A 23,202-nucleotide genomic window follows, 5' to 3' on the forward strand; every position below is an offset into this window, starting at 1 on the left:
TTTAGCGCAGCGAGGCGGCGCTGTCACGGCGCGGCCGTGCCCCCTGGCGCCACGCGCGGTAGCGAGAGCGTGAAACGGGTGAACTGGCCCGGCACGCTTTCGAGGCGCACATCGCCGCCGAGCGCGCCGGTTACAAAGTTGTACACCAGATAAAGCCCCAGCCCCGAGCCCCCCTGCCCCATGCGCGTGGTGAAGAAGGGGTCGAAGGCCCGCTTTTGCAGATGCACCGGAATGCCGTTGCCATTGTCGAGATACATCAACTCCACGCGCTCATCGGGCAGCGGGCGGGCGCTGATCAGTATCTGCCCTTCCGTGCGGCCGGCAAAGCCGTGCTGCAGGGTGTTGCTGAGCAGATGGGTCAGCACCTGCTCCAGCGGGCCGGGATAGCTGTCGAATTGCAGGCCAGGCGGAATCTGGCGCTCCAGCCGGCAGCCGGCATGCGCAAGCGCCACGCCCATGGTCGCCAGCACATCCTCGACCAGCTGGGCCAGATCGAAGGCGCGACGACGCTCGCTGGTGGTATCGACGGCCACCTGGCGAAACCGCGCGATCAGCCCGGCGGCACGCTCGACATTGCCCCGGATCAGCGCGGAGCCGTCGCGGCACAAGGCGGCAAAGCGCTCGGCCTCGGTGCGGCGGGCGCGCCCCTCCTGGATCGCCGCCATGAAGGCGCCGGATTCATCCTGCAGTGTCGAAGCCATCGTCAGCAGGCCACCAAGCGGCGTGTTCAGCTCGTGGGCAATGCCGGCCACCAGGCTGCCCAGCGAAGCCAGTTTTTCGGCCTGCACCAGCTTCTGCATGGCATGGCGCAGATCGGCATTGGCCTGCTCCAGTTCGCGCGTGCGGCTTTGCACACGTTCTTCCAGGGCCTGGTTGGCCTCCATCAGCCGCACGTTCAGCTGGTGGATTTCATTCTGGAAAACCTTGCGCTCGCGCGTGGCCAGCGCGCGCGCGGCAATATCGGCGAGCTGGCTGCCATGCACCAGCTCGTCGGGCGTCCAGTTGCGCTGCGTGCCGACATGCTCCAGCCACAGCAGGCCGGCCAGCCGCCCCGGCACGCGGATCGGGTAGGCCAGCAGCGAAGAAACGCCGGCCGCTTGCAGGTAGCGCGCGTGCAGCGACCAGGTCAGCGGATGATGGGCGCTGTCATGGGCAATGATGGCCTCGGGCTCGGCCAGCCAGTCGGCCAGCTGCGGCCATTCCTTGCCCGACCACATCTGCCCGTCGCCGGTGCGCCCCTCCAGCGCCAGATAGAGGCAGGCCGTGGAGACAGCCGACACGCTATCGTCGATCAGCAGGATTTGCGCACGGGCCACGGCAAGAATCGCACAGGACTGGCGGCAGATTTCACTGAAGGCGCGCGCCAGATTGCCACGGTCGATCACCGGATGGTTGGACAGCTCGACCAGCAGGCGCCCCGGGCTGGGCCGCAGGCCCGCCTTGTCCTCCAGCTCGCGCTGGCGCTCCGGCGCGGCCGCAGCCTGGATGCGCTCGGCAAGCTGAAAGCCGGCCTTCAGCTGGGCCAGCGCCACCGAATAGCCACCGAGCAGCTCGGCATAGCGCGCGGCGGCCAGATGCTGGCGTTCGAGAATGTGGATAAAGCCGAAGGCCTCGCTGATCTGCGCCCCTTCCAGCACGGTGGCCAGCGCCTGCGGCAAATGCCCGGCCTGCGCCTGCAGCTCGGCGATGTCCGACAGCAGATTGGCCTCGCCCCAGCGGTAAGCCACCATGCGGGCCGTGGCAAGCCCGGCATACAGATGCACCTCGGCCTGATCAGGCTGGCCGGCCTGCATGGCCAGTTCGCCCAAGCGCTGATGCGCCTCGGCGGCGTAATCCCAGAAATGGCCCTGATTGCACAACTGCAAGGCCTGCTCGAACTCGACGCCGGCCTCCGCCAGATCGCCAAGATGGATGAGGTTGACCCCCAGATTGATGCGTATCTTTGCTTCCAGCCAGGCATCGGGGGCCAGCCCGATGCGGCCCAGCGCCGCGCGGTGCAGTGCAACCGCCGAAGCATGGTCGCCCAGCGCGTCATAGACCTGCCCCAGCCCGACCTTGGCCAGCATCCACACCCGATCGGCGTCGGCGCTGGCCTCGCACAACTCCACCGCACGCGCCCAGAACTGGATGGCGGGACGATACTCGCCACTGGTGTAATAGCCGCGCGCGATCTGTTCCAGCAGGCCGGCCTCCTTCACGAACAGGTGCTCGGCCTGCGCCACCTGCAGCGCCTCAAACAGCACGTCGCGCGCTGCGGGCGCATGTCCCTGGTGATCCATGATCAGGCCGTAGCGCTCGGCCGCCAGCACATGCGCCAGCGGCGAGCGCTGCAGCCGGCTGGCCTCGATCAGCCGCACGCACGCCTGCCGCGCCCGTTCAAGGTCGCTGTGCAGGATGGCGTCGATCTCGGCCAGCGCCTGCTGTTCGGCGGAGGTCAGGGCGGAGGTACTCATCGGCACGGCTCGGAAAAGCTTCTCCAAAGCATGGCACAAATCCGCCCGGGTCGCCCCGCGGGGCCGGACTCAGCCGCCCACGCCAAGCCGCAGCAGGCGATGATCCGAACCCAACGCCGGGCCAATTCGCGCGTTCACACGCACGCCACGCGCCAGGACCCGATCCAGCGGCAGCAGGGCCGGCCAGCCCGGCGGCCCCCAGCTGGGCCAGCCGGCCGCGCCGGTTTCCTGCAGGCGGGCGCGCTGGCGAAAGCGCAGATAAACCGGCGAATACGGCGTGCTGTTGAAATCGCCCAGCACCAGCACGGGCGCCGTTTCGGCGGCAATCTGCCCCGCCAGCCCGTCCAGCATGGCGTCGCGCCAGCCTGCCAGCTCGGCCCCCAGCGGCGGCGGGGGATGGATGCCATACACGACCAGACCGCTGGCCAGCTCGGCACACACATAGGGCAGCCAGCCCGGCAGACCGGCAACGGTTTTCACCGCGCAGTGACGCAAGGGCTGTTTCGCCAGCAGTGCGATGCCGAACGGGCTGTCGTCATGCCGCGCACAACCATGCGGCATGGCCGCTGCCAGCGGCTGCAGCGCCGCCTGCCAGCCGGCGTCAGCCTCGGTGAGCAAAAGCAGTTCCGGCCCTTCCCGCAGCAGGGCCTGCGCAGCCAATACCCTATCAGGGTTATTCACATAACCATTGAAGGCAATAAGCTGCAGCGGCATACCCCTGGATACAACAGCATCAATCTTGCCCGGCTGCAGCGCCAGCAACAGCCAGCCCAGTTGGGCAAGCGCGGCCAGCAGCAAGGCCAGGCGTTCGGGCCAGTACCGCGCCAGTCCGAGTCCGGCCAGCGTCAGCAACAGATAAAGGGGCAGGAAATGGCTGAACAGCTCAAGCCGCCAGTCGAGCGCGGCAGCGAGGCCAGGCACGGTAGCCAGTGCGGCCAGCCAGGCCAGTGCGCGCAGCGAGTTGCGCATCAACCTGACAGCTTTACACCAACAAGTAAGACATAGGATGCAATTAATACTCCATGCATTCCCAAGAAAAAACGCACCGATGTCGGCTTATTTACTGGAAGGGCCATCAAGTCTGGTGATAACAATGCTCCTCCGCCATCGATGCGTTGCCAGCGCCCTTCCGAAAAACACCCAAGGAAATTCTCGAACCTGATCATTCGCTCAATGCACTTTGCATACAAATTGAAGAGTGTATTGGTCATAACGATACCGACAATGCCCATAAAGACGGGAATCGCAATGATCATCAAGGACTGGGCCGTCGATATTTTCTCGCCGAAAGCCAAACCAACAAAAATCAGGCACGCCGAAACGATCAGGACATTTGCATTTACAACAAGTTGCTCATAATGCCGGGCCCAGTTCTGCGCTTCGCCGTACAGTTGCCTGACCGTTGCTGCGTCACATTCATCCAGTGCTACTCGATCCAAAATCATCGGTAAATCCTCATAGAACCACGCTGCGCCCACCATCGACCGGCAGGATGACGCCGGTCAGATACGGCGCTTCCAGCAGGAAAAGGATGGCCTGCGCCAGATCGTCCGGCTCGCCCGTCCGCTGCAGGGGAATCGACGCCAGAATGGCAGACCGCGTCGCCGCGTCAAACACCTCGGACCCGGAATCCGGCCAGATATTAGCACCCGGCGCGACCGCGTTCACGCGGACTTCCGGCGCCAGCTCGCGCGCGAGCGACTTCGTCATCGCAACGAGCCCGGCCTTGGCGACGGTATACAGCGTGTGCAGCGGGAAAGGCCGCTCGACATGAATGTCGGTGATGCTGATGATGCTGCCGCCGGTCTGCCGCAATGCGGGCGCGGCGGCCTGCGCCAGAAAGAGCGGTGCCTTCAGGTTGCTGCCCAGCAGGTCATCCCAGGCCGCCTCGCTGAACTCGCCGACCGGCGTCGGGAAAAAGGACGAGGCATTGTTGATGAGCGCATCCAGCCGCCCAAACGCCGCAAGGCTGGCACTGACCAGATCGGACAGACGGGGGGTATCGAGCAGATCGAGCTGCACGATCTGCACCGAAGTGGGGCGAATGGCGTTGAGCTCCGAGGCCAGCTCTGCCGCTGCTGCCGCCGCGCTGCGGTAATGCAGCACAATGCGCCAGCCGCGCGCATGCAGGTAGCGCGCGATACCCGCGCCGACCCGTTTGGCGCCGCCGGTGATCAGTACTACTGGCGCCGGATTATCATGTGTCGCGTGCGTGACTGAAGCGTGCATCGTGTTCTCATCCGGTAGAATCCTGTTTTCACGCATTTTCATGGCATTTCGCATGCAGCAGCAAGCCAATCTCCCCGCCCCGTCACCGGAAGCCCTCGCCCACTCGCAGGCGCTGGTCAGCCACCTCTGCCAGCTGATCGCCGCTGCCGGCGGCTGGATCAGCTTTGCCGACTACATGCGCAGCGCGCTGTATGCGCCGGGGCTTGGCTATTACTCCGGCGGCAGCACCAAGTTCGGCGCCGCCGGCGATTTCATCACCGCGCCGGAAATCTCGCCGCTGTTTGGCGCCAGCCTCGCCGACACCGTCGCCGCCGTACTGGCCGAAACGCCTGGCGGCATCGTGCTGGAGCTGGGTGCGGGCACCGGCCGGCTGGCCGTGCAGTTGCTGGGCGAGCTGGAGCGGCAGGGGCAACTGCCCGCGCGTTACTGCATCCTTGATCTGTCCGCCGAGCTGCGCGAACGGCAGCGCGAAACAATCGCCGCCGCACTGCCCCACCTGCTCGACCGCGTGGACTGGCTCGACGCCCTGCCCGAGCGCTGGTCGGGCATGCTGGTCGCCAACGAGGTATTCGACGCCGTACCCTGCCAGCTGCTCTACCGCGATGCCGAAGGGCGGCTGTTCGAGCGCGGCGTGGGTTTTGCCGCTGAGGGTCTGTGCTTCGCCGACCGCCCGCTGACGGAACCTGCGCTGGTCGCCGCCGCGCAGGTGCTGCCCAATGACTATTGCAGCGAATTCCAGCCCGAGGCCGCCGCGCTGCTCGCCAGCTGCGCCGCCGGACTGGAGAGCGGCGTCATGCTGTGGCTGGATTACGGCTTTCCGGCGCACGAGTTCTACCACCCGCAGCGCAACGAAGGCACGCTGATCGGCCACTACCGCCACCACAGCATTCATGATCCCTTCTTCCTGCCGGGGCTGACCGACCTGACCTGTCATGTCGACTTCTCCGCCATCTACCATGCCGGCGCCGACGCCGGGCTGGCGCTGGAAGGTTACGTATCACAAGGGCAGTATCTGCTTGACTGCAATATCCTGCAAAGGCTGGACGGACATACCCAGGGATGTACTGAAATGGAACGCATCGCCGCGCTCAACGCCGTGCAAAAGCTGCTGTCGCCGGCCGAAATGGGCGAGCTGTTCAAGGCCATCGCCTTCTCGAAAAACCGCAGCGCCACCAGCCTGCTGCCGGGTTTTCGCGGCGCCGACCGCTCGGGCGCGCTGTAAATTGTAAATATTTTCGCCAGTCTGCTTGACAAGGTTCGGGAGCAAAACCATAATCCTGCCTCTCTTGGCTATGTAGCTCAGTCGGTTAGAGCACAGCACTCATAATGCTGGGGTCGCAGGTTCGAGTCCCGCCATAGCCACCAGACATCAAAACCCCGCAAAACATTGTTTTGCGGGGTTTTTCGTTTACGCGAGGCACTGCGCATCGTGCTACCATGCGCCTTCTCGATGACGGAGCAACACTCATGCGCAAGTGGCTGTTTTTTCTGGCTTTCAGCCTGACCTCGACCCTCGCGAGCGCTGCGCTGCGCACCTTGCCGCCAGGGGGTTTCGTCGCCGAACTGGAAGCCTTTGAAGTCACCCGGCCGCTGTCGCTGCTGAAACTCGACGGCAAGGTCTTCGAGGCCGCGCCCGGCCTGCAGATTCGCGGCGTGAAGGGCGAGCTGATCCCGCTGCCGAAAATGGCCACCGACGTGAATGTCTACGCCGTGCGCGAAGCCCGCACCGGCTACGTCTGGCGCATGTGGGTGCTCAGCGCCGACGAGCTGGCCGAACTCAAGCCGGTGAAAAAGCCCTTCGTCACCCGCGATACCGCCAGCGAGTGACCCACATCCTGTTTGACTCAAACACAGCGGCCCGGCCGCGGAACACGTAGCAATGAGCAAGAAAGTTTATATCAAGACCTACGGCTGCCAGATGAACGAGTACGACTCGGACAAGATGGTGGACGTGCTGGGCGTCTCCGACGGCCTGGAAAAAACCGACAATCCGGAAGAAGCCGACGTCATCCTGTTCAACACCTGCAGCGTGCGCGAAAAGGCACAGGAAAAGGTGTTCTCGGATCTCGGCCGCGTGCGCGAGCTGAAACTCGCCAACCCGAATCTGGTGATCGGCGTGGGTGGCTGTGTCGCCAGCCAGGAAGGCGAAACCATCATCAAGCGCGCGCCGTACGTCGATGTGGTGTTCGGCCCGCAGACGCTGCACCGCCTGCCGGAGCTGATCAAGGTCAAGCGCGAAACCGGCCAGTCGCAGGTCGACATCAGCTTCCCGGAAATCGAGAAATTCGACCATCTGCCGCCGGCGCGGGTCGAGGGCGCCACCGCCTTTGTGTCGGTGATGGAAGGCTGCTCCAAGTTCTGCTCGTTCTGCATCGTGCCCTATACCCGCGGCCAGGAAGTCTCGCGCCCGCTCGACGACGTGCTGGTGGAAATCGCCGGCCTGGCGCAGCAGGGCGTGAAGGAAGTCACGCTCCTGGGCCAGAACGTCAATGCCTATCGCGGCAAGATCGCCAAGGAAGGCGACGATGACGACATCGCCGATTTCGCCATGCTGCTGGAATACGTGCACGAGATTCCCGGCATCGAGCGCATCCGCTACACCACCAGCCACCCCAAGGAAATGACCCAGCGCATCATCGACTGCTACAAAAAGCTGCCGAAGCTGGTGTCGCACCTGCACCTGCCGGTGCAGGCCGGGTCGGATCGCGTGCTGGTGAACATGAAACGCGGCTACACCACGCTGGAATTCAAATCGCTGGTGCGCAAACTGCGCGAAGCGCGTCCGGACATCTGCCTGTCTTCCGACTTCATCGTCGGCTTCCCCGGCGAAACCGACGACGACTTCGAAAAGACCATGAAGCTGATCGAGGATGTGAAGTTCGATGCCAGCTTCAGCTTCATCTACAGCGAGCGCCCGGGCACGCCGGCAGCCGATCTGAAGGATGACGTTCCTGCTGATGTGAAGTCGGCGCGACTCTCGCGGCTGCAGAAACGCATCGATGAATTCGCCAATGAAATCAACCAGGCCATGGTCGGCAGCACGCAGCGCGTGCTGATCGAGGGCCGTTCGAAGAAAAACCCGGCCGAGCTGGCCGGTCGTACCGACAACAACCGCATCGTCAATTTTGCCGGCAATGCGCGGCTGATCGGGCATTTTGCCGATGTCACCATCACCAGCGCGCTCAGCCACAGCCTGCGCGGCGAGATCGTGACGCGCGAGGACTGAACACCAGAAAGCTCAACGCAGAGACGCAGAGAACATCAATGGGTATATGGCCAGAACGATTCCATAGAAATGGCCTTGGCCACATACCCGCAAAAGCAAGCATCTTCCTGATTAGAACATCCACTCAGCTTGCAACAAAAACCTTTTTGAACCACAGAGACACAGAGGCCACCGAGGAAGAAAAACCCGAGAAATACACACGATTTCCTCCGGCTTTTCTCTGTGTTCTCTGTGCCTCTGTGGTTGATTTGGGTTTTGCCGAGAAGTCTTGCTAATTTTCCGCGCCCCTGCGTTGGGTTTTGTCCTTTTGATTTTCTTGCTGATTTCCAGGAGTTCCAGATATGGCCAAAGGGTTTTCCGCTGCCACGCTGCAGCCGCTGACGGACACCGAACTCGACCGCCTGGCCGACTTCCTCGACTCCGACGCCGCGCCGGAAGAAAGCATGGATCTGTCCATGCTGCACGGCTTTCTGACCGCACTGCTGCTCTACCCGAAATCGCCGGATGCCGACGTCTGGCTGCCGCAGGTCTGGGGCGACGACGGCGAGCGCCCGCGCTACGCCAGCGCCGCCGAGCAGAACGAAATCGAGGACCTGATCCTGCGCCTCTACAACCAGCTGGCCGACGAGCTGGCCGGCGAGGAAGCCTTCGAGCCCATGCTGTACCTGGACGAAGAACTGAACCTCGACATCAGCCGGCCGTGGTGCTACGGCTTCACGCTGGGCGTCGGGCTGGTGGGCGACGCCTGGGCCGACGCGCTGGACGACGAAGACCTCGCGCCGCTGCTCTCGCCCATCTTTGACTGCGCCGACGACGAAGCGCGCGAAGACATGGAAGGCGACGAGGAAGACCTCGCGCGCTTCGAGCACGAAGTGGCGCAGCTGCTGCCGGAGGCCATCCCGGCGATCCGCTTCTGGTGGATCGACCAGATCCCGCCGGTAGCCGTGCAGCCGCGCCGCTCGGGCCGCCGGCACTGAGCAGGCAAGAGGCCGGACATTCCGGCCTTTTTTTCATGCGTCAGCCCCCCTCTCTTCACCGTACACTGCTGGCCAGCCTGGCCCTGCTCGCCGCCTGCGCCCTGCTGCTACTGGCCAGCCAATGGGACTTGCCCGGACTGGTTGGCTGGCGTGGCCACGCGCTGCCCGCCACCCTGCTGGCGGCCGGACTGCTGACGGTGCTGCCACTGTGGCGGCGCTGGCCGCTGCGCGGGCTGATCAGCCCGATTGCGCTGGTCGCGCTCATCCTCTCCGGCAGTTGGCTGGCCCAGCACAGCTGGTCACGTCATCAGGTGATGCGCGCCCCCGCGGAAACAGCACGGCAACTCGGCCAGCATGTGATCGCCGGCTACACCGACGAGGCCGAGCTGCGCGAGCTGATCGCGCGCGGGCTGATCGGCGGGGTGTTCATCACCCGCCGCAATATCGACGGCATGGATGCCGGCCAGATCCGCACGCTGATTGCCGGTTGGCAGGCGCTGCGGCGCGAACACGGCCTGCCGCCGCTGGTGATCGCCACCGACCAGGAAGGCGGGCTGGTATCGCGACTGTCGCCGCCGCTGGACTTCCAGCCGGCACTGGGCAAGGTATTGGCCGACAGCCAAGACGCAGAAAAGGCCGCAGAGCAATACGGTGCGCAACAAGGCCGGGGACTTGCCCAGCTGGGCATCACGCTGAATTTCGCGCCGGTGGTCGATCTGGATCACGGCATCCGCAATCCGGACGACCGCTACTCCAAAATCAGCCAGCGCGCGCTGGCGAGCACTCCCGCCGCCGTCAGCAGCGCCGCCGCGGCCTACTGCCGGGGTCTGCGCCAGCAGGGCGTGCAATGCACGCTCAAGCACTTCCCCGGCCTGGGCCGCGTCTTCGAAGACACCCACGCGGACAGCGCCAGCATCACCACACCGCTGGCCGAACTGGAGCGCAGCGACCTGCACGCGTTTCGCACGCTGATGGACAAGGGCGCGGTGACCATGCTCGCGCATGCGCGGCTGACCGCGCTCGACGCCACGCTGCCCGCGTCAAGCTCGCCCGCCGTAATCGGCATGCTGCGCCGCGACTGGGGCTACCAGGGCCTGCTGATCACCGACGACCTGAGCATGGCCGGCGCGCGCGAAGCGCCCGGCGGCATCGAGGCCGGCGCCGTCAGCGCGCTGAATTCGGGTGTCGACTGGCTGCTGGTGGCCTGGGACCCTGCACTGGTCTATCCGGTGCTGGCGGCGCTGCTCGACGCGCAGGAAGCCGGTAGCCTGGACGCCGTTCAGTTGCATAACAGCGGGCAGCGCCTGCAGCAGCTTCCGCCCCGCCGTTAACCGCACACGCGCAAACGGCCTCACGAATATGCCGGCCCGGGCCTCAGTTGCTGGCCGCCCTTACGCTTTCGTTGAGTTTCTTCAGGTTTTCCTGGGCTTTCTGATTGCCGGTGGCGGCCGCCTTTTCAAACAAGGTCCTGGCCTTGTCCAGATCGCGCGGCATGCCCCTGCCATCCCGGTACATGACGCCGAGATTATTGGCCGCCATCGAGCTGCCCAGGGCATCGGCGGCCTCATAGTAGTGCCGTGCCCGGCCAAAATTCGGCTTGTCCGCATAAGCATTGGCATAGGCAAACTTGTATAACAGGCCCCGCTGGTCGCCAACCGTCGGATAAGGGTAATAACGCTCTGCCAGCTCGGCAGACAGATCGTAGCGCTCCAACTCATAAGCCACCGAGAACGCTGACGCCAGCGAATCCTTGTCTTCGCACAGCTGCAGCGCAGCCAGCGCATGACGCAACTGCCCTTCCTTATCCTTGTCCTGCGCGGCCTGCCAGCGCTGCTGGTCAGCCACTTCCGCCTGCAGACTCTTGATCCATTCGGAGGGCAACCTGTTCTTGCGCGCCAGATCGACAAAGAAGTTCATTCCGGCAACCCCTTCACCCCCCCATTGCGGACGCTCGCTCAGTACGGCCAGCTGATACATCTTCAGCATGCCGGGAAAGCGCCTGATCTCGGCCAGATACTTCTCCCGGCCGTCATCGCCATAATGCTGGGCAAGCCGCAGCACATTGACGTGCAAGAGGAAGGGATCATCATCCAGCCGGGCCGCCTCCTGCAGATAATCCATCGCCTGCTTGTGCGCATCGCGCATTTTTTGCAGCTGCTCGTCGCTGGTTTTGCTGATGAATTTTTTACCACGCGCCTCCCAGGCTGCATCGAGATACGCCTGCGCCTTGGCATACAGCGGAATCATCGAATCGGGCCTTGCCTGCTGCCAGGCCTCAAGCTGCAGCAAGTCGTTGGCCTTGAAAACGCCATAGGCTGTCGTCAGCGGTACATCGTCGCTCTTTCCGGAGGCAAACGCGACATGCAGCGCGGCAAACCTGGCCTCCAGGCTGGCGAAGTCGCCTTTGCCGAGCTGCTCGTGAATTTGCCTGTCGGTTTCAGCCGTTGCCAACGCCGGCTTCACGCCGCAGACAGCGCTGGCAGCGCAGACCTGGACGGACAATAAAAAAGCACAAAGAGGCAGGAATGGCTTGAACACGATAATGCTCCGGAAGACGAAGCCAAATCTTACCAAGCAAGAAATCAGATAGGAATTAATAAGAAATAATGGTCTGCCAAGTGTGCCTTGCTAGAAACCGGTTGCGGATGCCCGCTCCCTCCGATTCTGGGATAATTCGCCAAACAGCCAAGCAACAGGCCAATCGTGCAGACCGACACCATTTCCTTCCTTCCCGTCGACAACACCCGCCTCGCCAACCTGTGCGGCGTGCTCGACGAGAACCTCAAGCAGATTGAAACCGCGCTGGATGTGAACATCTCGCGCCGCGACGCGCACTTCAAGGTGCAGGGCAAGACGCGGCAGGTGCGCGTGGCGCTCGATGCGCTGGAGTACTTCTACAACTGCGCCGCCGACCCTCTCGACATCGACGACATCCAGCTTGGGCTGATCGAACTGACGCGCGCGCCGGAAGACAGCCCGCCCGACCCGGACGCGCCGCAGCTGAAAACCCGGCGCATGGATCTGCGCGGGCGCACGCCGCGGCAGAATGGCTACATCAAGGCCATCATGGAGCACGACATTACGTTTGGCATCGGGCCGGCAGGGACAGGTAAGACGTATCTGGCTGTAGCCTGCGCCGTTGATGCACTGGAGCGCGATACCGTAAAACGTATCGTACTGGTGCGCCCGGCGGTCGAGGCTGGCGAAAAGCTCGGCTTCCTGCCCGGCGATCTGGCGCAGAAGGTCGACCCCTACCTGCGCCCGCTGTACGACGCGCTGTACGACCTGATGGGCTTTGACAAGGTGACGCGCTGCTTCGAGCGCGGCGTGATCGAAATCGCCCCGCTCGCCTTCATGCGCGGGCGCACGCTCAATCACTCCTTTGTCATTCTCGACGAATCGCAGAACTCGACGCCGGAACAGATGAAGATGTTCCTCACCCGCATCGGTTTCGGCTCCAAGGCGGTGATCACCGGCGACCCGACGCAGATCGACCTGCCCAAGCACATGAAATCCGGCCTGATCGACGCCGAGGAAGTGCTGCAGGACATCCGCGGCATCATGCTGCACCGCTTCACCAGCGAAGACGTCGTTCGCCACCCGCTGGTGCAGAAAATCGTCGACGCCTACGACAGGAAGCACAAGGAGCGCGAAGAGCTCTCAGCACAGCGCAAGGCGGAGCGCGAAGCGGAACGCAGTCAGGCTCCAAAGGTATAAGGCCAAACGCAACAAGATAAAAGGGCTGCGGCATCATACCCGCAGCCTTTTTCATTGCTGCCACAATACCTGCCCACTGCCCGGGCACGCCGCGGGCTGGGGAGAGCAGGTCTTCGCCCGCGCCGACGGCGCAGCCTGCAATTGCAGCGCGCCAAATCGCCGTCAGGTGCTAATTTGACAGCATGAACTGTATTCCCATCCTGGCGCTGCTGCTGGTGAGCGCCACATCCACCCTGGCGCGAGCGCAAATCGCGCTGCCGCTTTATACCGACTACGAAGAGCCCCCCTACGCCACCGCGCAGCCGGACAATCTGACCAGCCAGCTGGCCGCCTACCTCACCACGGCATCGAAAGGGGCTTACCGTTTCACGGCGGTGCAGGTACCGCGCCGGCGGCTGGACGCACTCGTCGCCACACCCGACTGGAAAGGCGTCATCGCCTGGGGCAATCCGAATTTCTTCAGCAATCTGCCTGGCGGCAGCCTGCTCTGGACCTCGAGCTACATGAAGGACACCGATCTGGTCGTCAGCCTGCGCAGCAAGCCGGTGAACTACTCGGGCCCGCAATCCGTGACCGGCTTGCGGGTGGGCGCCATCCGCGGCTGGCAGCTGAACGATCTGGATCAGGCCATACGCAGCGGCCTGATTCGCCGCGAGTACGCCCCGACCGGAATAGCCAATCTCAAAAAACTGCGCGCCGGGCGGGTTGACTTCATCCTGCTGCAAGGCTCCTCGATGCCTTACTACCGCCGGGAGTTCCCCGATCTGGACGACTGGATTTACATCAGCCCGACACCGCGGCGAGAATTCACGCGCCACTTTGCCGTTGCGCCACTGGAAGGCAAGCTGTACGAGTTTTTGCAAAGCACGGCCAGCACCATGCCGGCGGACCTGTTCATAAAATGATGACGCGCCGGTTTTAAAGATGTTGGGCTGGCCTGTCGGACAATCATTTCACTCAGCCCAAGAGCCGCCCAAGCAGCAAAGGACCGGATCGACGCCGACGGCAGCAAGCAAGGAAAACTAAGCTCCGAGCATGCAGCGAATGCGCAACAACCACAGCAATGTATAAGCCCAGGTATCACAGAACAAAAGGAATGCATGGCAATACCCACCCAAGGGCAGTGCAGGTACGATTGGCGCAGCGTCATCGTCCCTACGCAGGTTAAGCCTGTGCTCGTCCAGCTGCCAGGGCCTTCAACACGGCCCGTTCGGTATGGCTGTAATGGGGTTTGTTGGTAAACACAATCTGCCGCAGGCTCGGGTGTTCCAGCAAGGGCTGCAGGTCGCCGTCCTCGATCAGGGTATCGGTGAACTGCAGGCTTTCCAGCTGCGGCAGCCCTCTTGCAAAACGCAGCGACGGCAGCGCTGCAGACGCGGCATAGCGCAGACGAGTCAGCCCGGGAAAGCGTGTGAAATCCAGCGTTTCCGGGTCGACTTTCCGACAGTTTTCGATGCAAAGCGCCTGCAATCCGGACAAAACGTGCAACTCGCTCAGATCCTGCAGGGCAGGAGCCTGCATGAGGCTCACCGCGCGCAAGGCTGGCCAGCGTCCGATTCCCCGCACACTGGCTAGATTGCTGCGAAACAGATTAAGCACGCTCAATCCCGGCAGCTCTGGTAATGCATGCAGGTCAGCCTGGGCCGCACGGTAGTTGGTCAGGCTGAGATTGCGCAAGCTGGTGCAATCGGTGGCGAACTGCAGCTTGCCGGCCCAGCGCTGGCCAATGGATTCGATGGCGGAAAATGCACGCCAGTCCTTGAGCATGTTCAAATCATCATTGCAGTAGAAATGCTTGAGGGTCGAGGCGTGCAAGGCCAGTGGCGCGAGGTCAACGGTTTGATCCAGCATCAGATGCAGGCTGGTCAAACCGGAGAATGCCGCCAAGACATCGATGGTGGCCAAACCGGGATTTTCGACAAAGGAAAGGCCCAGCTGGGTGTAGCGACCGCTGGCCCAATGTGCGGCACACTCCTGCGGATAGCGCGCATCCAGATACAGGATGCGTTGCCGCAACTGGCCCGCGATGACTGTTTCAACCGCCCGCGCCTTGCCGGGCAACACTTCATCTAGCTCCACGCGCTTTCTCCTCGGTAAGAATGATCTTGCCCCGACTCGCTACACCATGCCGGCACCAAAGCTTACCCAGCCATCGAGTCATCATGGCCGGCATGCGCTGGCCACAAGCAGTTGATTGATCGCGGCATGGTCTGATGCGTCAATGCTAGCTGTAGGTGCACATGGATAACACAGTGCGCATGGCAGCAAGAGCCCCGGCAAGCAGCACAGGGCGGGGTATTAACCCAAAGCCATTAAAAAGAAAAGGCTGCGAGCATATACCCAGCAGCCTTTGTCATTTTCACGAACCGAAGCAGCTCAGCTCGCCATCACTTCGCCCAGCCGCACCGAACTGGCCGGCGCCCAGGCCGGATTCCATTGCCAGTCGCCTTGCGGGTAGAGCAGCACGACGGTGGAGCCGAGCAGGAAGCGGCCCATTTCCTCACCCTGTTGCAGCACGATCTGCTGGTCGCGGTAATCGCGCGTCCAGATCGTGCCCGGGCGCGGCGGATTGACGACGCCGTGCCACACAGTCGCCATGCTGCCGACGATGGTTGCGCCGACCAGCACCAGCACGAAGGGCTTGCCGGCTTCATCCTCGAACACGCACACGACGCGTTCATTGCGCGCGAACAGGCCCGGCACGCCGCGCGCGGTGGCGGGGTTGACGGAAAACAGCTCGCCCGGCACATAAGTCATCTGCACTAGCCGCCCGGTGGCCGGCATGTGGATGCGGTGGTAATCGCGCGGGCTGAGATAGATGGTGGCGAAGTGGCCGTTCTCGAAGGATTTGGCCAGCCCCGCGTCGCCGCCCAACAAGGCGGTGGTCGAGTAGCTGTGGCCCTTGGCCTGGAAGATCTGGTCTTGCTCGATCACGCCAAACTGGCTGATTGCGCCATCCACCGGGCAAACCTGCGCGGCTGCCGCCAGCGGGCGGGCACCTTCTTTCAATGCGCGGGTGAAGAATTCGTTGAAGGTGGCGAAGCGGGCGATGTCCTGCTCGGCAGCCTCGGCCATATTGACGTTGTAGCGGGCGATGAAGCGGCGGATCACCCAGTGGGTGAGGCCGCCGGCACGGCAGCCGGCCAGCCAGCCCAGCAGGCGCGTGATCGCCAGTTTCGGCATCACGTATTGCAGGGCGACAAACAGTTGCTCGGACATGGGGCGATCGGACATGGTGTCCCCGCGAAGCTGAAAGGAGGGGCATTGTAACGCAATGCCGCCGCCGCGACCGGCGCGCCGATTACAGGCCGCGCCAGCCGGAGTACACTAGCAGGCTGATGGAAACAGCCTGATAGCCGTCTGCTCCGGCTCAGCCGGGAAAAACGCACGGAACACCAAGCTGTCCCTGCTGTTTGGCTGCCGGCTTGCGCCAGGCTCTGCCTGGTGCCTCTCCTCGCCGGAGAGGCCGACATTGTCCCTGCCATGCCATACTTCCGACGGGCGATCCGCCCCTTGCCACGAGGCCTACATGCATCTACCGACCAAGCGCCCTCTTGATCTGAAGCGCCAGAGTATTTACCTGCTGCCCAATCTGTTCACGCTGGCGGCGCTGTTTGCCGGCTTTTACGCCATCGTCTCGGCGATGAACCACAAGTTCGACCTGGCTGCGGTCGCCATTTTCGCCGCCATGGTACTCGACGGGCTCGATGGCCGCGTCGCGCGGCTTACGCACACGCAGTCGGCATTCGGCGCCGAATTCGACAGCCTGTCGGACATGGTGAGCTTCGGCGTCGCTCCGGCGCTGGTCGCCTATGTGTGGCAGCTGCACCAGTTCGGCAAGATCGGCTGGATGGTCGCCTTCATCTACTGCGCGGCGGCCGCGCTGCGCCTGGCGCGCTTCAATACCAATATCGGCATCGTCGACAAGCGCTGGTTCCAGGGCCTGCCGTCGCCGTCGGCCGCCGCGCTGGTCGCAGGCCTAGTGTGGATTTCACACGAGTACGCCGAGGATCTGGAACCGCTGATGCCGGCGCTGCCCTGGCTGGCGCTGATCTTCACGCTGTTCGCCGGCCTGTCGATGGTCAGCAATGTGCGCTTCTGGAGCTTCAAGGAGCTGCACATGCGCAAGACTGTGCCCTTCGTCGTGATGCTGCTGGTCGTCATCGGCCTGCTGGTGCTGGTGTCCAAGCCGCCGCTGGTGCTCTTCCTGTTCTTTATCGGCTACGGCCTGTCCGGCTATGTCTACTGGCTGTATTGCCTGATCCTGCGCAAGCCGCGCAGCAGCATTCCGGCTGTGGAAGACACCGAAAATCAGACATAAAGTCTAAAACACCCGCAAAAAGTCTAACTAGCAATGCAAAAAAGCCGGCCGAGCCGGCTTTTTTGCATTTTTTGTTTGACACAACGTCGAACAAGTAGAATGATTAGCCCAACACCTGATGGAGAAACCCCATGCAATTGGACATCGAACGTCTGATTGATGATTTCGGCGGGCCAGGAGCCCTGTCCGAAGCGCTTTCCAAGGCCTGGCCCGATGATCCGGTCAGCCGCGCCGCAGTCTACAAGTGGCGCGAACGCGGCAGCATGCCGCTTGCCAAGGTTTCGCAGCTGGCACAACTGGCCGCGCAACAGGGGCGTCGTTTCGCCATCGAGCAGTATTTCGTGAACCCCGCGAATGCACACAGCCCGGCCACCGCCGGCGAACCCAGTCAACCGCACAAGGATGCCGCCATGAGCGACCGTTTGATTATTTTTGACACCACCTTGCGTGACGGCGAGCAATCGCCGGGCGCGTCGATGACCAAGGAAGAAAAGATCCGCATCGCCCGTCAGCTGGAAAAGCTGGGTGTCGACGTAATCGAAGCGGGCTTTGCTGCGGCCAGCCCCGGTGATTTCGATGCGATTCATACCATCGCCGGCATTATCGAAAACAGCACCGTCTGTAGCCTGGCACGCGCCAACGAGCGCGACGTGCGCGCCGCCGGCGAGGCGATCAAACCGGCCAAGCGCGGCCGCATCCACACCTTTATTGCGACCAGCCCGATTCACATGCAGCACAAATTGCGCATGGAGCCGGATCAGGTCGTCGAAGCCGCCGTCAAGGCTGTCAAACTCGCCCGCGAATACACCGACGATGTGGAATTCTCGGCAGAGGATGCACTGCGCTCGGACATCGACTTCCTCGCGCGCATTTTCGGCGCGGTGATCGAAGCCGGCGCGACCACGCTGAACGTGCCCGACACCGTCGGCTACGCCGTGCCGCAAAAGACTGAAGCCTTCTTCCGCGAGCTGATCGCCAAGACGCCGGGCGCGGAGCGCGTGACCTGGTCGGCGCATTGCCACAATGACCTCGGCATGGCCGTGGCCAATTCGCTCGCTGCCGTGCTTGGCGGCGCGCGCCAGGTCGAATGCACGATCAATGGCCTGGGCGAGCGCGCCGGCAACGCCGCGATGGAAGAAATCGTGATGGCGACGCGCACCCGCAAGGATATCTTTGGCGTGGAAACGCGCATCGACACCACGCAGATCGTGCCGACGTCGAAGCTGGTCTCAACCATTACCGGCTACCCGGTGCAGCCGAACAAGGCCATTGTCGGCGCGAACGCCTTCGCCCACGAATCGGGCATCCACCAGGACGGCGTGCTCAAGCATCGTGAAACCTACGAGATCATGAGCGCCGAATCGGTGGGCTGGAACACCAACCGCCTCACGCTGGGCAAACTTTCGGGCCGCAATGCCTTCAAGACCAAGCTTGGCGAGCTGGGCATCCAGATCGACAGCGAGGAAGCGCTCAACGCCGCCTTCGCCCGCTTCAAGGAGCTGGCTGACCGCAAGCGCGAGATCTTCGATGAAGACCTGCACGCGCTCGTGTCCGACGAGCTGATCAGCATCGAGCAGGAGCATTTCAAGCTCGTGTCGCTGAAGGTGGCTTCCGAAACCGGCGAAATCCCGCACGCCACGCTGGTGATCAGCGAGGCCGGCACCGAGCGTCGCGCCGACGCCGATGGCGACGGCACCGTCGACGCGTCCTTCAAGGCCATCGAATCACTGGTGAACAGCGGCGCCGAGCTGCAGTTGTATTCGGTGAACGCCATCACCCAGGGCACTGACAGCCAGGGCGAAGTCACCGTGCGTTTGGCCAGGGACGGCCGCATCGTCAACGGCCAGGGCGCGGACACCGACATCATCGTCGCCAGCGTGAAGGCCTACATTTCGGCACTGAACAAGCTGCAAAGCAATACCGAGCGCGTGCATCCGCAGCCGGTATAAGCAGCCCCCCCCCCCGTTTTGCACCATCGGGAGCCATCCGGCCCTACCCGGCCGGATGGTGAGGCGCGGATTTACCCGTCCGCCGCTTCAAGCCAGCCCAGGTCGCCACTCGCGACGCAAGCGACGTTGCCCAGGCAAATGCGTACAGCCCGCTATCCGCGGGCTGTACCGTTTTGCAGACCCGCAAATACACTAGAGCGTATTGCGCTGCAGGCCATTTCCACCAATGGTTACAGCAACATACCCAAACTCACCCCTGCAAACTTGGCCGAGTCAGGCGGGCATGCATGTTCACGGCGACAAACAGCAGCACCGTCAGCAATACCTCCAGCCAGGCCAGCTGCTGCGACAAGCCACGATCAGCCCAGCCGCGCATCACCCCTTCGGTAAACCAGAGCAGGATGAACATGCTGGTCCACTGGCTGGTATAGCGCCGGCCATGCAGCAGCCCACGCAAGGGCAGCAAAAGTGGCACGGCCTTCAGCACCAGCCAGGAACCGCCGGGACGCAGCGGCGCCAGCCACAGCTCCCACGCCACGCACAAGACAATGAGCGCCAGCAGCGTTCCCACCGCCAGCTTTTGCCAGACTCGTGCGCGACTCATGCCTTGTCCGCCAGTTGCAGCGCAATCTGCGCAAGACGCCGTCCCTGCGCCAGACAGAGCTGGCGCTCGTCTTCACTGATCGGCAGGGAGGAATCGGTGCCCGCCACATGACTGACGCCATAGGGTGTGCCGCCAGTACGGGTAGAGAGCAGCGCCGCTTCGGTATAGGGCGTGCCAAACAGCAGCATGCCGTGATGCAGCAAGGGCAGCATCATGGTCAGCAGCGTGGATTCATTACCGCCATGCATGGTGCCCGAGCTGGTGAATACGCAAGCGGGCTTGCCGACCAGCGTGCCACTGAGCCATTCGCTGATGGTCGAATCCCAGAAATATTTCATAGGCGCAGCCATATTGCCATAGCGGGTCGGGCTGCCCAGCGCCAGGCCGGCGCACTCCTGCAGGTCACGGATTTCCACATACGGCGCGCCACTGTCCGGAATGCCGGGTTCGGTCGCCTCGCACACGGTGGAAATGCGCGGAACGGTACGCAGGCGCGCGGTGGCCCCGGGGACTGACTCGATGCCGCGCGCGATCAACTGCGCCATCTGCCGCGTTGCGCCATGCGTTGAGTAATACAGAACAAGCAATTCGACCATGATCTCGTACCAATGGGTGATGCGCTATTATAAGCGGATTGCCTTTCACAGCCGCAGCCAGCCATGGTCAACCTTCCCTCCAGCATCACCACGCCGCTGCACTTTGCCTTCTGGGAGCGTCTGCTGGGTTTCGCCCGCTTCGTCGGCCGGCGACTGGTGCGCGACCGCTGCCTGCAGACGGCGGGCAGCCTGACCTATACCACGCTGCTGGCCTTTGTACCGCTGTTCACGATTGCGCTGACACTGTTTTCCGCCTTTCCCGTGTTCAATCAGTACAGCGGGCGCTTCAAGACCTTTCTGCTGACCAATCTGGTGCCCGATGCCTCGGGCAAGCTGATTGGTGTGTACATGCGGCAATTTTCCGACAATGCCGAGCGGCTGACGGCAATGGGCATGGTAGGCCTGGTGCTGACCGCCCTGCTGCTGGTCTTCACCATTGAAAAATCATTCAACGAAATCTGGGCCGTACGCCGTCCACGCAAGCTGCTGGCCCGCACGCTGATTTACTGGGCCTCGCTGACACTGGCCCCACTGCTGATCGGCATCAGCCTCTCGCTGGCCTCGGCACTGGACAAGCATGCCGGTGATGTAGCCTGGCTGAATCTGGCCCAGGTCACGCCACTGATCCTTGGCTGGCTGACCCTGACCCTGATATATGTGACGGTGCCAAACTGCTATGTGCCGCGCACCCACGCCATGATCGCGGCCCTGGTGTCCGGCGTGCTGCTGGAACTGATGAAACAGTTGTTCAGTCTCTATCTGCGGCAATTCGGGACATTCAAACTGGTTTACGGCGCCTTTGCCAGCATCCCGATTTTTCTCATGTGGCTGTATGTCTGCTGGGTGATCATCCTGGGTGGCGCAGTACTGACGGCATCGCTGTCCTACTGGCACCGCGACGGCTGGCGCTGGGGACAGGATCATGGCTCGCGCTTCGAGCAGGCCATTCATATTCTCGCCACCCTGGCGGCAGCACATCAGCAGGGCGTGGTGCTGCACCTTGATGAGCTGCGCAGACGCGTGCAACTGGGTATCGACGCCACCCACGGTCTGCTGGAGCTGATGGCGGTACGCAACTGGGTGGAGGAAGGCAAGAACGGCGAATGGCTACTGGCGGTCTCTCCAGCGCACATCCAGTTGATGGATGTCTATCAGCTGGTGGGCAGCAGCCTGAGCAGTAGCAGTGAACCGGTGATTGCCCGCATCCTGCAGCAGAGTGCCGCGCCACTGCAGATCTCCCTGCAGCGCTATCTGGACCAGCGCCCGGAATTGTTCAGCACCCGCGAAACCGATCCAGCCCCCGCCGAAGGAGCGGACAGAACCGGCCGGTGAGCGTAGTCAAGCTGAAACGCGAGAGAACGGCTTGCAGCAAGACTCACCGATAATGGCAGGTGCCCCTTGCCTGCGCATTCACAAACCGACAGCCGCATGATGGATTGCCTGGCATCCCGCAGCAACACCAGGCCTGGGATTAATTACAGCCAGCAGCCAACGCGGCGCGCACAATATCCTCGGGAAGTTCGCCAATGCAGGACTGACCCAGCTTTTCCAGCAGAATGAACTTGATCTTGCCAGCATCGACCTTCTTGTCCTGCGCCATCAACGACAAATAACGCTCGGCACCTAGATCAGGCGCCTTCACCGGCAAGCCTGCGGCCTGCAGCAGGGCCTTGATCCGCCCCAGCTCGACCTCGGTGATGGTGGACTGCAGGCGCGCAGCATGCGCAGCCAGCATCATGCCGGCAGCGACGGCTTCGCCATGCAGCCAGACACCATAGCCCATTCCTGCCTCGATTGCATGCCCAAAGGTATGGCCCAGATTCAACAGCGCACGCTGACCATTTTCCTTTTCATCGGCAGCGACGATGCGTGCCTTGTTCTCGCAGCAGCGCTCAACGGCATAGGCCAGCGCATCATCGTCCCGCGCCATCAGACGGTCAATATTGACTTCCAGCCATTCAAAGAATTCCAGATCATCAATCAGACCATACTTGATTACCTCAGCCAGACCTGCGGAAAATTCGCGCGACGGCAAGGTATCCAGCGTGCTCAGGTCCGCCAGCACCAGTTTGGGCTGATAAAAAGCGCCAATCATGTTCTTGCCGAGCGGGTGATTGACCGCCGTTTTTCCACCCACCGATGAATCCACCTGGGCCAGCAGCGTGGTCGGAATCTGAATGAACGGCACGCCACGCTGATACACCGCCGCGGCAAAGCCGGTCATGTCGCCGATAACACCGCCGCCAAGCGCGATCAGCGTCGTCTTGCGTTCGCAGCGAGCAGTCAGCAGCGCATCAAAAATCAGATTGAGCGTTTCCCAGGTTTTGTACTGCTCACCATCGGGCAAGACAATCGGCAGCACGCCAATGCCTTGCGCCTCAAGCGCATGCTGCAGACCCGCAAGATAGAGAGGGGCGATGGTTGTGTTGGTAATGATCGCAACCTGAGGCAGTGGCAGCAGCGCCTTGATCGTCTGAACCGATGCCAGCACCCCCTTGCCAATCAGGATGTCATACGGGGAATGAGCGATGTCGACATTAACGATGCGCATTGTTTTCTAGCTCTTTGATCAAGATGGACAACATGCCCTGTACGGACTGCCGGCTGGTATCAACCACCAGATCGGCAACTTCGCGATAAAGTGGATCGCGCTGCACGTAAAGTTCGCGCAAGCGCCCAAGCGGATCGGCGGTTTGCAGCAATGGCCGATTTTTGTCATGTGCAGTGCGCTGGTAGAGTTCTTCCGGGCTGGCATTCAGATAAATGACAAAACCATTCGCCCGCAAACTGGCGCGATTCTGCGGATTGAGAACAACCCCGCCGCCGGTGGCGAGCACAATCTCCTTGCGCTGACAAAGCTCAAAGATCGCCTCGGCTTCACGCTCGCGAAAGCCGGCCTCGCCCTCAATCTCGAAGATTACCGGAATCTTGACACCGGTCTTGCTTTCGATCTCGTGATCAGAATCAAGAAAAAGCTTGCCCGTGGCCTTGGCCAAAGCCCTTCCAACCGTTGTCTTCCCGGCCCCCATAAGGCCGACCAAAAAAAAATTGCCTGGCAGTTTCATGCCAGGCATTTTATCGCAAAGAGGCGGGCTCTGCACTGCAGAGCCCGCCTCCACGCAATCAAGCA

The 23,202-nt window shown here is 62.5% G+C and carries 21 protein-coding genes and 1 tRNA gene; 11 read left to right on the forward strand and 11 right to left on the reverse strand.

Annotated elements, in window-relative coordinates:
- Window positions 1–23: 23 nt before the first annotated feature.
- From C515_RS22400 to C515_RS0107395, 4 genes are all read right to left on the reverse strand, one after another.
- A complete protein-coding gene (locus C515_RS22400) occupies window positions 24–2,453 on the reverse strand; it encodes an ATP-binding protein (protein ID WP_051304735.1) in 2,430 nt (809 codons plus the stop codon).
- Between the two features lie 69 nt (window positions 2,454–2,522).
- Window positions 2,523–3,422: an endonuclease/exonuclease/phosphatase family protein gene (locus C515_RS0107385; protein WP_028455004.1), complete on the reverse strand. Its 900-nt coding sequence runs from the start codon at window positions 3,420–3,422 to the stop codon at window positions 2,523–2,525.
- Window positions 3,422–3,898, reverse strand: a complete 477-nt coding sequence (locus C515_RS0107390) for a hypothetical protein (protein WP_144290387.1) — start codon at window positions 3,896–3,898, stop codon at window positions 3,422–3,424. The genes C515_RS0107385 and C515_RS0107390 overlap by 1 nt, the downstream gene beginning before the upstream one ends.
- A 10-nt stretch (window positions 3,899–3,908) precedes the next feature.
- Window positions 3,909–4,682: a pteridine reductase gene (locus tag C515_RS0107395; protein WP_051304736.1), complete on the reverse strand. Its 774-nt coding sequence runs from the start codon at window positions 4,680–4,682 to the stop codon at window positions 3,909–3,911.
- Window positions 4,683–4,722: 40 nt separating this feature from the next.
- Between C515_RS0107395 and C515_RS0107400 the strand changes: the two genes are divergently transcribed.
- From C515_RS0107400 to C515_RS0107425, 6 genes are all read left to right on the forward strand, one after another.
- The gene (locus C515_RS0107400) at window positions 4,723–5,904 is read left to right on the forward strand and encodes a class I SAM-dependent methyltransferase (RefSeq protein WP_028455007.1); all 1,182 of its coding nucleotides are present in this window, start codon (window positions 4,723–4,725) and stop codon (window positions 5,902–5,904) included.
- Window positions 5,905–5,970: 66 nt separating this feature from the next.
- Window positions 5,971–6,047 (forward strand) — tRNA-Met (locus C515_RS0107405).
- Between the two features lie 102 nt (window positions 6,048–6,149).
- Window positions 6,150–6,509, forward strand: coding sequence for a hypothetical protein (locus C515_RS0107410; protein WP_028455008.1), 360 nt, complete (start codon window positions 6,150–6,152; stop codon window positions 6,507–6,509).
- 52 nt (window positions 6,510–6,561) lie between these two features.
- Window positions 6,562–7,908, forward strand: a complete 1,347-nt coding sequence (miaB, locus tag C515_RS0107415) for a tRNA (N6-isopentenyl adenosine(37)-C2)-methylthiotransferase MiaB (protein ID WP_028455009.1) — start codon at window positions 6,562–6,564, stop codon at window positions 7,906–7,908.
- 341 nt (window positions 7,909–8,249) lie between these two features.
- Window positions 8,250–8,885, forward strand: a complete 636-nt coding sequence (locus tag C515_RS0107420; RefSeq protein ID WP_028455010.1) for a YecA/YgfB family protein — start codon at window positions 8,250–8,252, stop codon at window positions 8,883–8,885.
- Between the two features lie 35 nt (window positions 8,886–8,920).
- Window positions 8,921–10,216, forward strand: coding sequence for a glycoside hydrolase family 3 N-terminal domain-containing protein (locus C515_RS0107425; RefSeq protein WP_043648565.1), 1,296 nt, complete (start codon window positions 8,921–8,923; stop codon window positions 10,214–10,216).
- Window positions 10,217–10,259: 43 nt separating this feature from the next.
- Here C515_RS0107425 and C515_RS22405 read toward each other — a convergent pair whose 3' ends face one another.
- On the reverse strand, window positions 10,260–11,336 hold the full coding sequence (locus tag C515_RS22405; RefSeq protein ID WP_144290388.1) for a tetratricopeptide repeat protein: 1,077 nt from the start codon (window positions 11,334–11,336) through the stop codon (window positions 10,260–10,262).
- Window positions 11,337–11,585: 249 nt separating this feature from the next.
- On the opposite strand from C515_RS22405, the gene C515_RS0107435 reads away from it, so the two are divergent.
- Together C515_RS0107435 and C515_RS0107440 are read left to right on the forward strand one after the other, a co-directional pair.
- A complete protein-coding gene (locus tag C515_RS0107435) occupies window positions 11,586–12,602 on the forward strand; it encodes a PhoH family protein (RefSeq protein WP_373277248.1) in 1,017 nt (338 codons plus the stop codon).
- Window positions 12,603–12,784: 182 nt separating this feature from the next.
- On the forward strand, window positions 12,785–13,507 hold the full coding sequence (locus C515_RS0107440; protein WP_028455013.1) for a transporter substrate-binding domain-containing protein: 723 nt from the start codon (window positions 12,785–12,787) through the stop codon (window positions 13,505–13,507).
- 259 nt (window positions 13,508–13,766) lie between these two features.
- On the opposite strand, the gene C515_RS0107445 is transcribed toward C515_RS0107440, so the two are convergent.
- Window positions 13,767–14,681: a leucine-rich repeat domain-containing protein gene (locus C515_RS0107445; RefSeq protein WP_028455014.1), complete on the reverse strand. Its 915-nt coding sequence runs from the start codon at window positions 14,679–14,681 to the stop codon at window positions 13,767–13,769.
- 297 nt (window positions 14,682–14,978) lie between these two features.
- Window positions 14,979–15,836 (reverse strand): archaetidylserine decarboxylase, encoded by an 858-nt coding sequence (gene asd, locus C515_RS0107450; protein ID WP_245575003.1) that lies wholly within the window; start codon window positions 15,834–15,836, stop codon window positions 14,979–14,981.
- 295 nt (window positions 15,837–16,131) lie between these two features.
- Between asd and pssA the strand changes: the two genes are divergently transcribed.
- On the forward strand, window positions 16,132–16,923 hold the full coding sequence (gene pssA / locus C515_RS20070) for a CDP-diacylglycerol--serine O-phosphatidyltransferase (protein ID WP_043648567.1): 792 nt from the start codon (window positions 16,132–16,134) through the stop codon (window positions 16,921–16,923).
- Between the two features lie 131 nt (window positions 16,924–17,054).
- The gene (locus C515_RS0107460) at window positions 17,055–18,872 is read left to right on the forward strand and encodes a 2-isopropylmalate synthase (RefSeq protein ID WP_028455016.1); all 1,818 of its coding nucleotides are present in this window, start codon (window positions 17,055–17,057) and stop codon (window positions 18,870–18,872) included.
- Between the two features lie 250 nt (window positions 18,873–19,122).
- Here the strand turns inward: C515_RS0107460 and C515_RS0107465 are convergent, their stop codons facing one another.
- Window positions 19,123–19,476 (reverse strand): DUF2069 domain-containing protein, encoded by a 354-nt coding sequence (locus C515_RS0107465; protein ID WP_028455017.1) that lies wholly within the window; start codon window positions 19,474–19,476, stop codon window positions 19,123–19,125.
- Window positions 19,473–20,072, reverse strand: a complete 600-nt coding sequence (wrbA, locus tag C515_RS0107470) for an NAD(P)H:quinone oxidoreductase (protein WP_028455018.1) — start codon at window positions 20,070–20,072, stop codon at window positions 19,473–19,475. The genes C515_RS0107465 and wrbA overlap by 4 nt, the downstream gene beginning before the upstream one ends.
- A gap of 63 nt (window positions 20,073–20,135) precedes the next feature.
- Between wrbA and C515_RS20075 the strand changes: the two genes are divergently transcribed.
- Window positions 20,136–21,404 carry a YihY family inner membrane protein gene (locus C515_RS20075; protein ID WP_051304738.1) on the forward strand — a complete coding sequence of 423 codons (1,269 nt, stop codon included), beginning with the start codon at window positions 20,136–20,138 and terminating at the stop codon, window positions 21,402–21,404.
- A 139-nt stretch (window positions 21,405–21,543) separates the two neighbouring features.
- On the opposite strand, the gene aroB is transcribed toward C515_RS20075, so the two are convergent.
- Together aroB and C515_RS0107485 are read right to left on the reverse strand one after the other, a co-directional pair.
- Entirely contained in the window at window positions 21,544–22,623 is a 1,080-nt protein-coding gene (aroB, locus tag C515_RS0107480; protein ID WP_028455019.1) for a 3-dehydroquinate synthase, read from the reverse strand.
- A complete protein-coding gene (locus C515_RS0107485) occupies window positions 22,610–23,146 on the reverse strand; it encodes a shikimate kinase (protein ID WP_144290389.1) in 537 nt (178 codons plus the stop codon). The genes aroB and C515_RS0107485 overlap by 14 nt, the downstream gene beginning before the upstream one ends.
- Window positions 23,147–23,202: the final 56 nt, after the last annotated feature.

This window comes from Chitinilyticum litopenaei DSM 21440 (assembly GCF_000428145.1).
Taxonomy (GTDB): Bacteria; Pseudomonadota; Gammaproteobacteria; order Burkholderiales; family Chitinibacteraceae; genus Chitinilyticum; species Chitinilyticum litopenaei.

Coding starts and splice junctions, on each gene's coding strand:
- pssA (WP_043648567.1), top strand. CDS start 16,132: ATGCATCTACCGACCAAGCGCCCTCTTGATCTGAAGCGCCAGAGTATT.
- C515_RS0107400 (WP_028455007.1), top strand. CDS start 4,723: ATGGCATTTCGCATGCAGCAGCAAGCCAATCTCCCCGCCCCGTCACCG.
- C515_RS0107385 (WP_028455004.1), bottom strand. CDS start 3,422: ATGCGCAACTCGCTGCGCGCACTGGCCTGGCTGGCCGCACTGGCTACC.
- C515_RS20075 (WP_051304738.1), top strand. CDS start 20,136: ATGGTCAACCTTCCCTCCAGCATCACCACGCCGCTGCACTTTGCCTTC.
- miaB (WP_028455009.1), top strand. CDS start 6,562: ATGAGCAAGAAAGTTTATATCAAGACCTACGGCTGCCAGATGAACGAG.
- C515_RS0107420 (WP_028455010.1), top strand. CDS start 8,250: ATGGCCAAAGGGTTTTCCGCTGCCACGCTGCAGCCGCTGACGGACACC.
- C515_RS22400 (WP_051304735.1), bottom strand. CDS start 2,453: ATGAGTACCTCCGCCCTGACCTCCGCCGAACAGCAGGCGCTGGCCGAG.
- C515_RS0107460 (WP_028455016.1), top strand. CDS start 17,055: ATGCAATTGGACATCGAACGTCTGATTGATGATTTCGGCGGGCCAGGA.
- C515_RS0107390 (WP_144290387.1), bottom strand. CDS start 3,898: ATGATTTTGGATCGAGTAGCACTGGATGAATGTGACGCAGCAACGGTC.
- aroB (WP_028455019.1), bottom strand. CDS start 22,623: ATGCGCATCGTTAATGTCGACATCGCTCATTCCCCGTATGACATCCTG.
- C515_RS0107425 (WP_043648565.1), top strand. CDS start 8,921: ATGCGTCAGCCCCCCTCTCTTCACCGTACACTGCTGGCCAGCCTGGCC.
- wrbA (WP_028455018.1), bottom strand. CDS start 20,072: ATGGTCGAATTGCTTGTTCTGTATTACTCAACGCATGGCGCAACGCGG.
- asd (WP_245575003.1), bottom strand. CDS start 15,836: ATGTCCGATCGCCCCATGTCCGAGCAACTGTTTGTCGCCCTGCAATAC.
- C515_RS0107440 (WP_028455013.1), top strand. CDS start 12,785: ATGAACTGTATTCCCATCCTGGCGCTGCTGCTGGTGAGCGCCACATCC.
- C515_RS0107465 (WP_028455017.1), bottom strand. CDS start 19,476: ATGAGTCGCGCACGAGTCTGGCAAAAGCTGGCGGTGGGAACGCTGCTG.
- C515_RS0107485 (WP_144290389.1), bottom strand. CDS start 23,146: ATGCCTGGCATGAAACTGCCAGGCAATTTTTTTTTGGTCGGCCTTATG.
- C515_RS0107410 (WP_028455008.1), top strand. CDS start 6,150: ATGCGCAAGTGGCTGTTTTTTCTGGCTTTCAGCCTGACCTCGACCCTC.
- C515_RS0107395 (WP_051304736.1), bottom strand. CDS start 4,682: ATGCACGCTTCAGTCACGCACGCGACACATGATAATCCGGCGCCAGTA.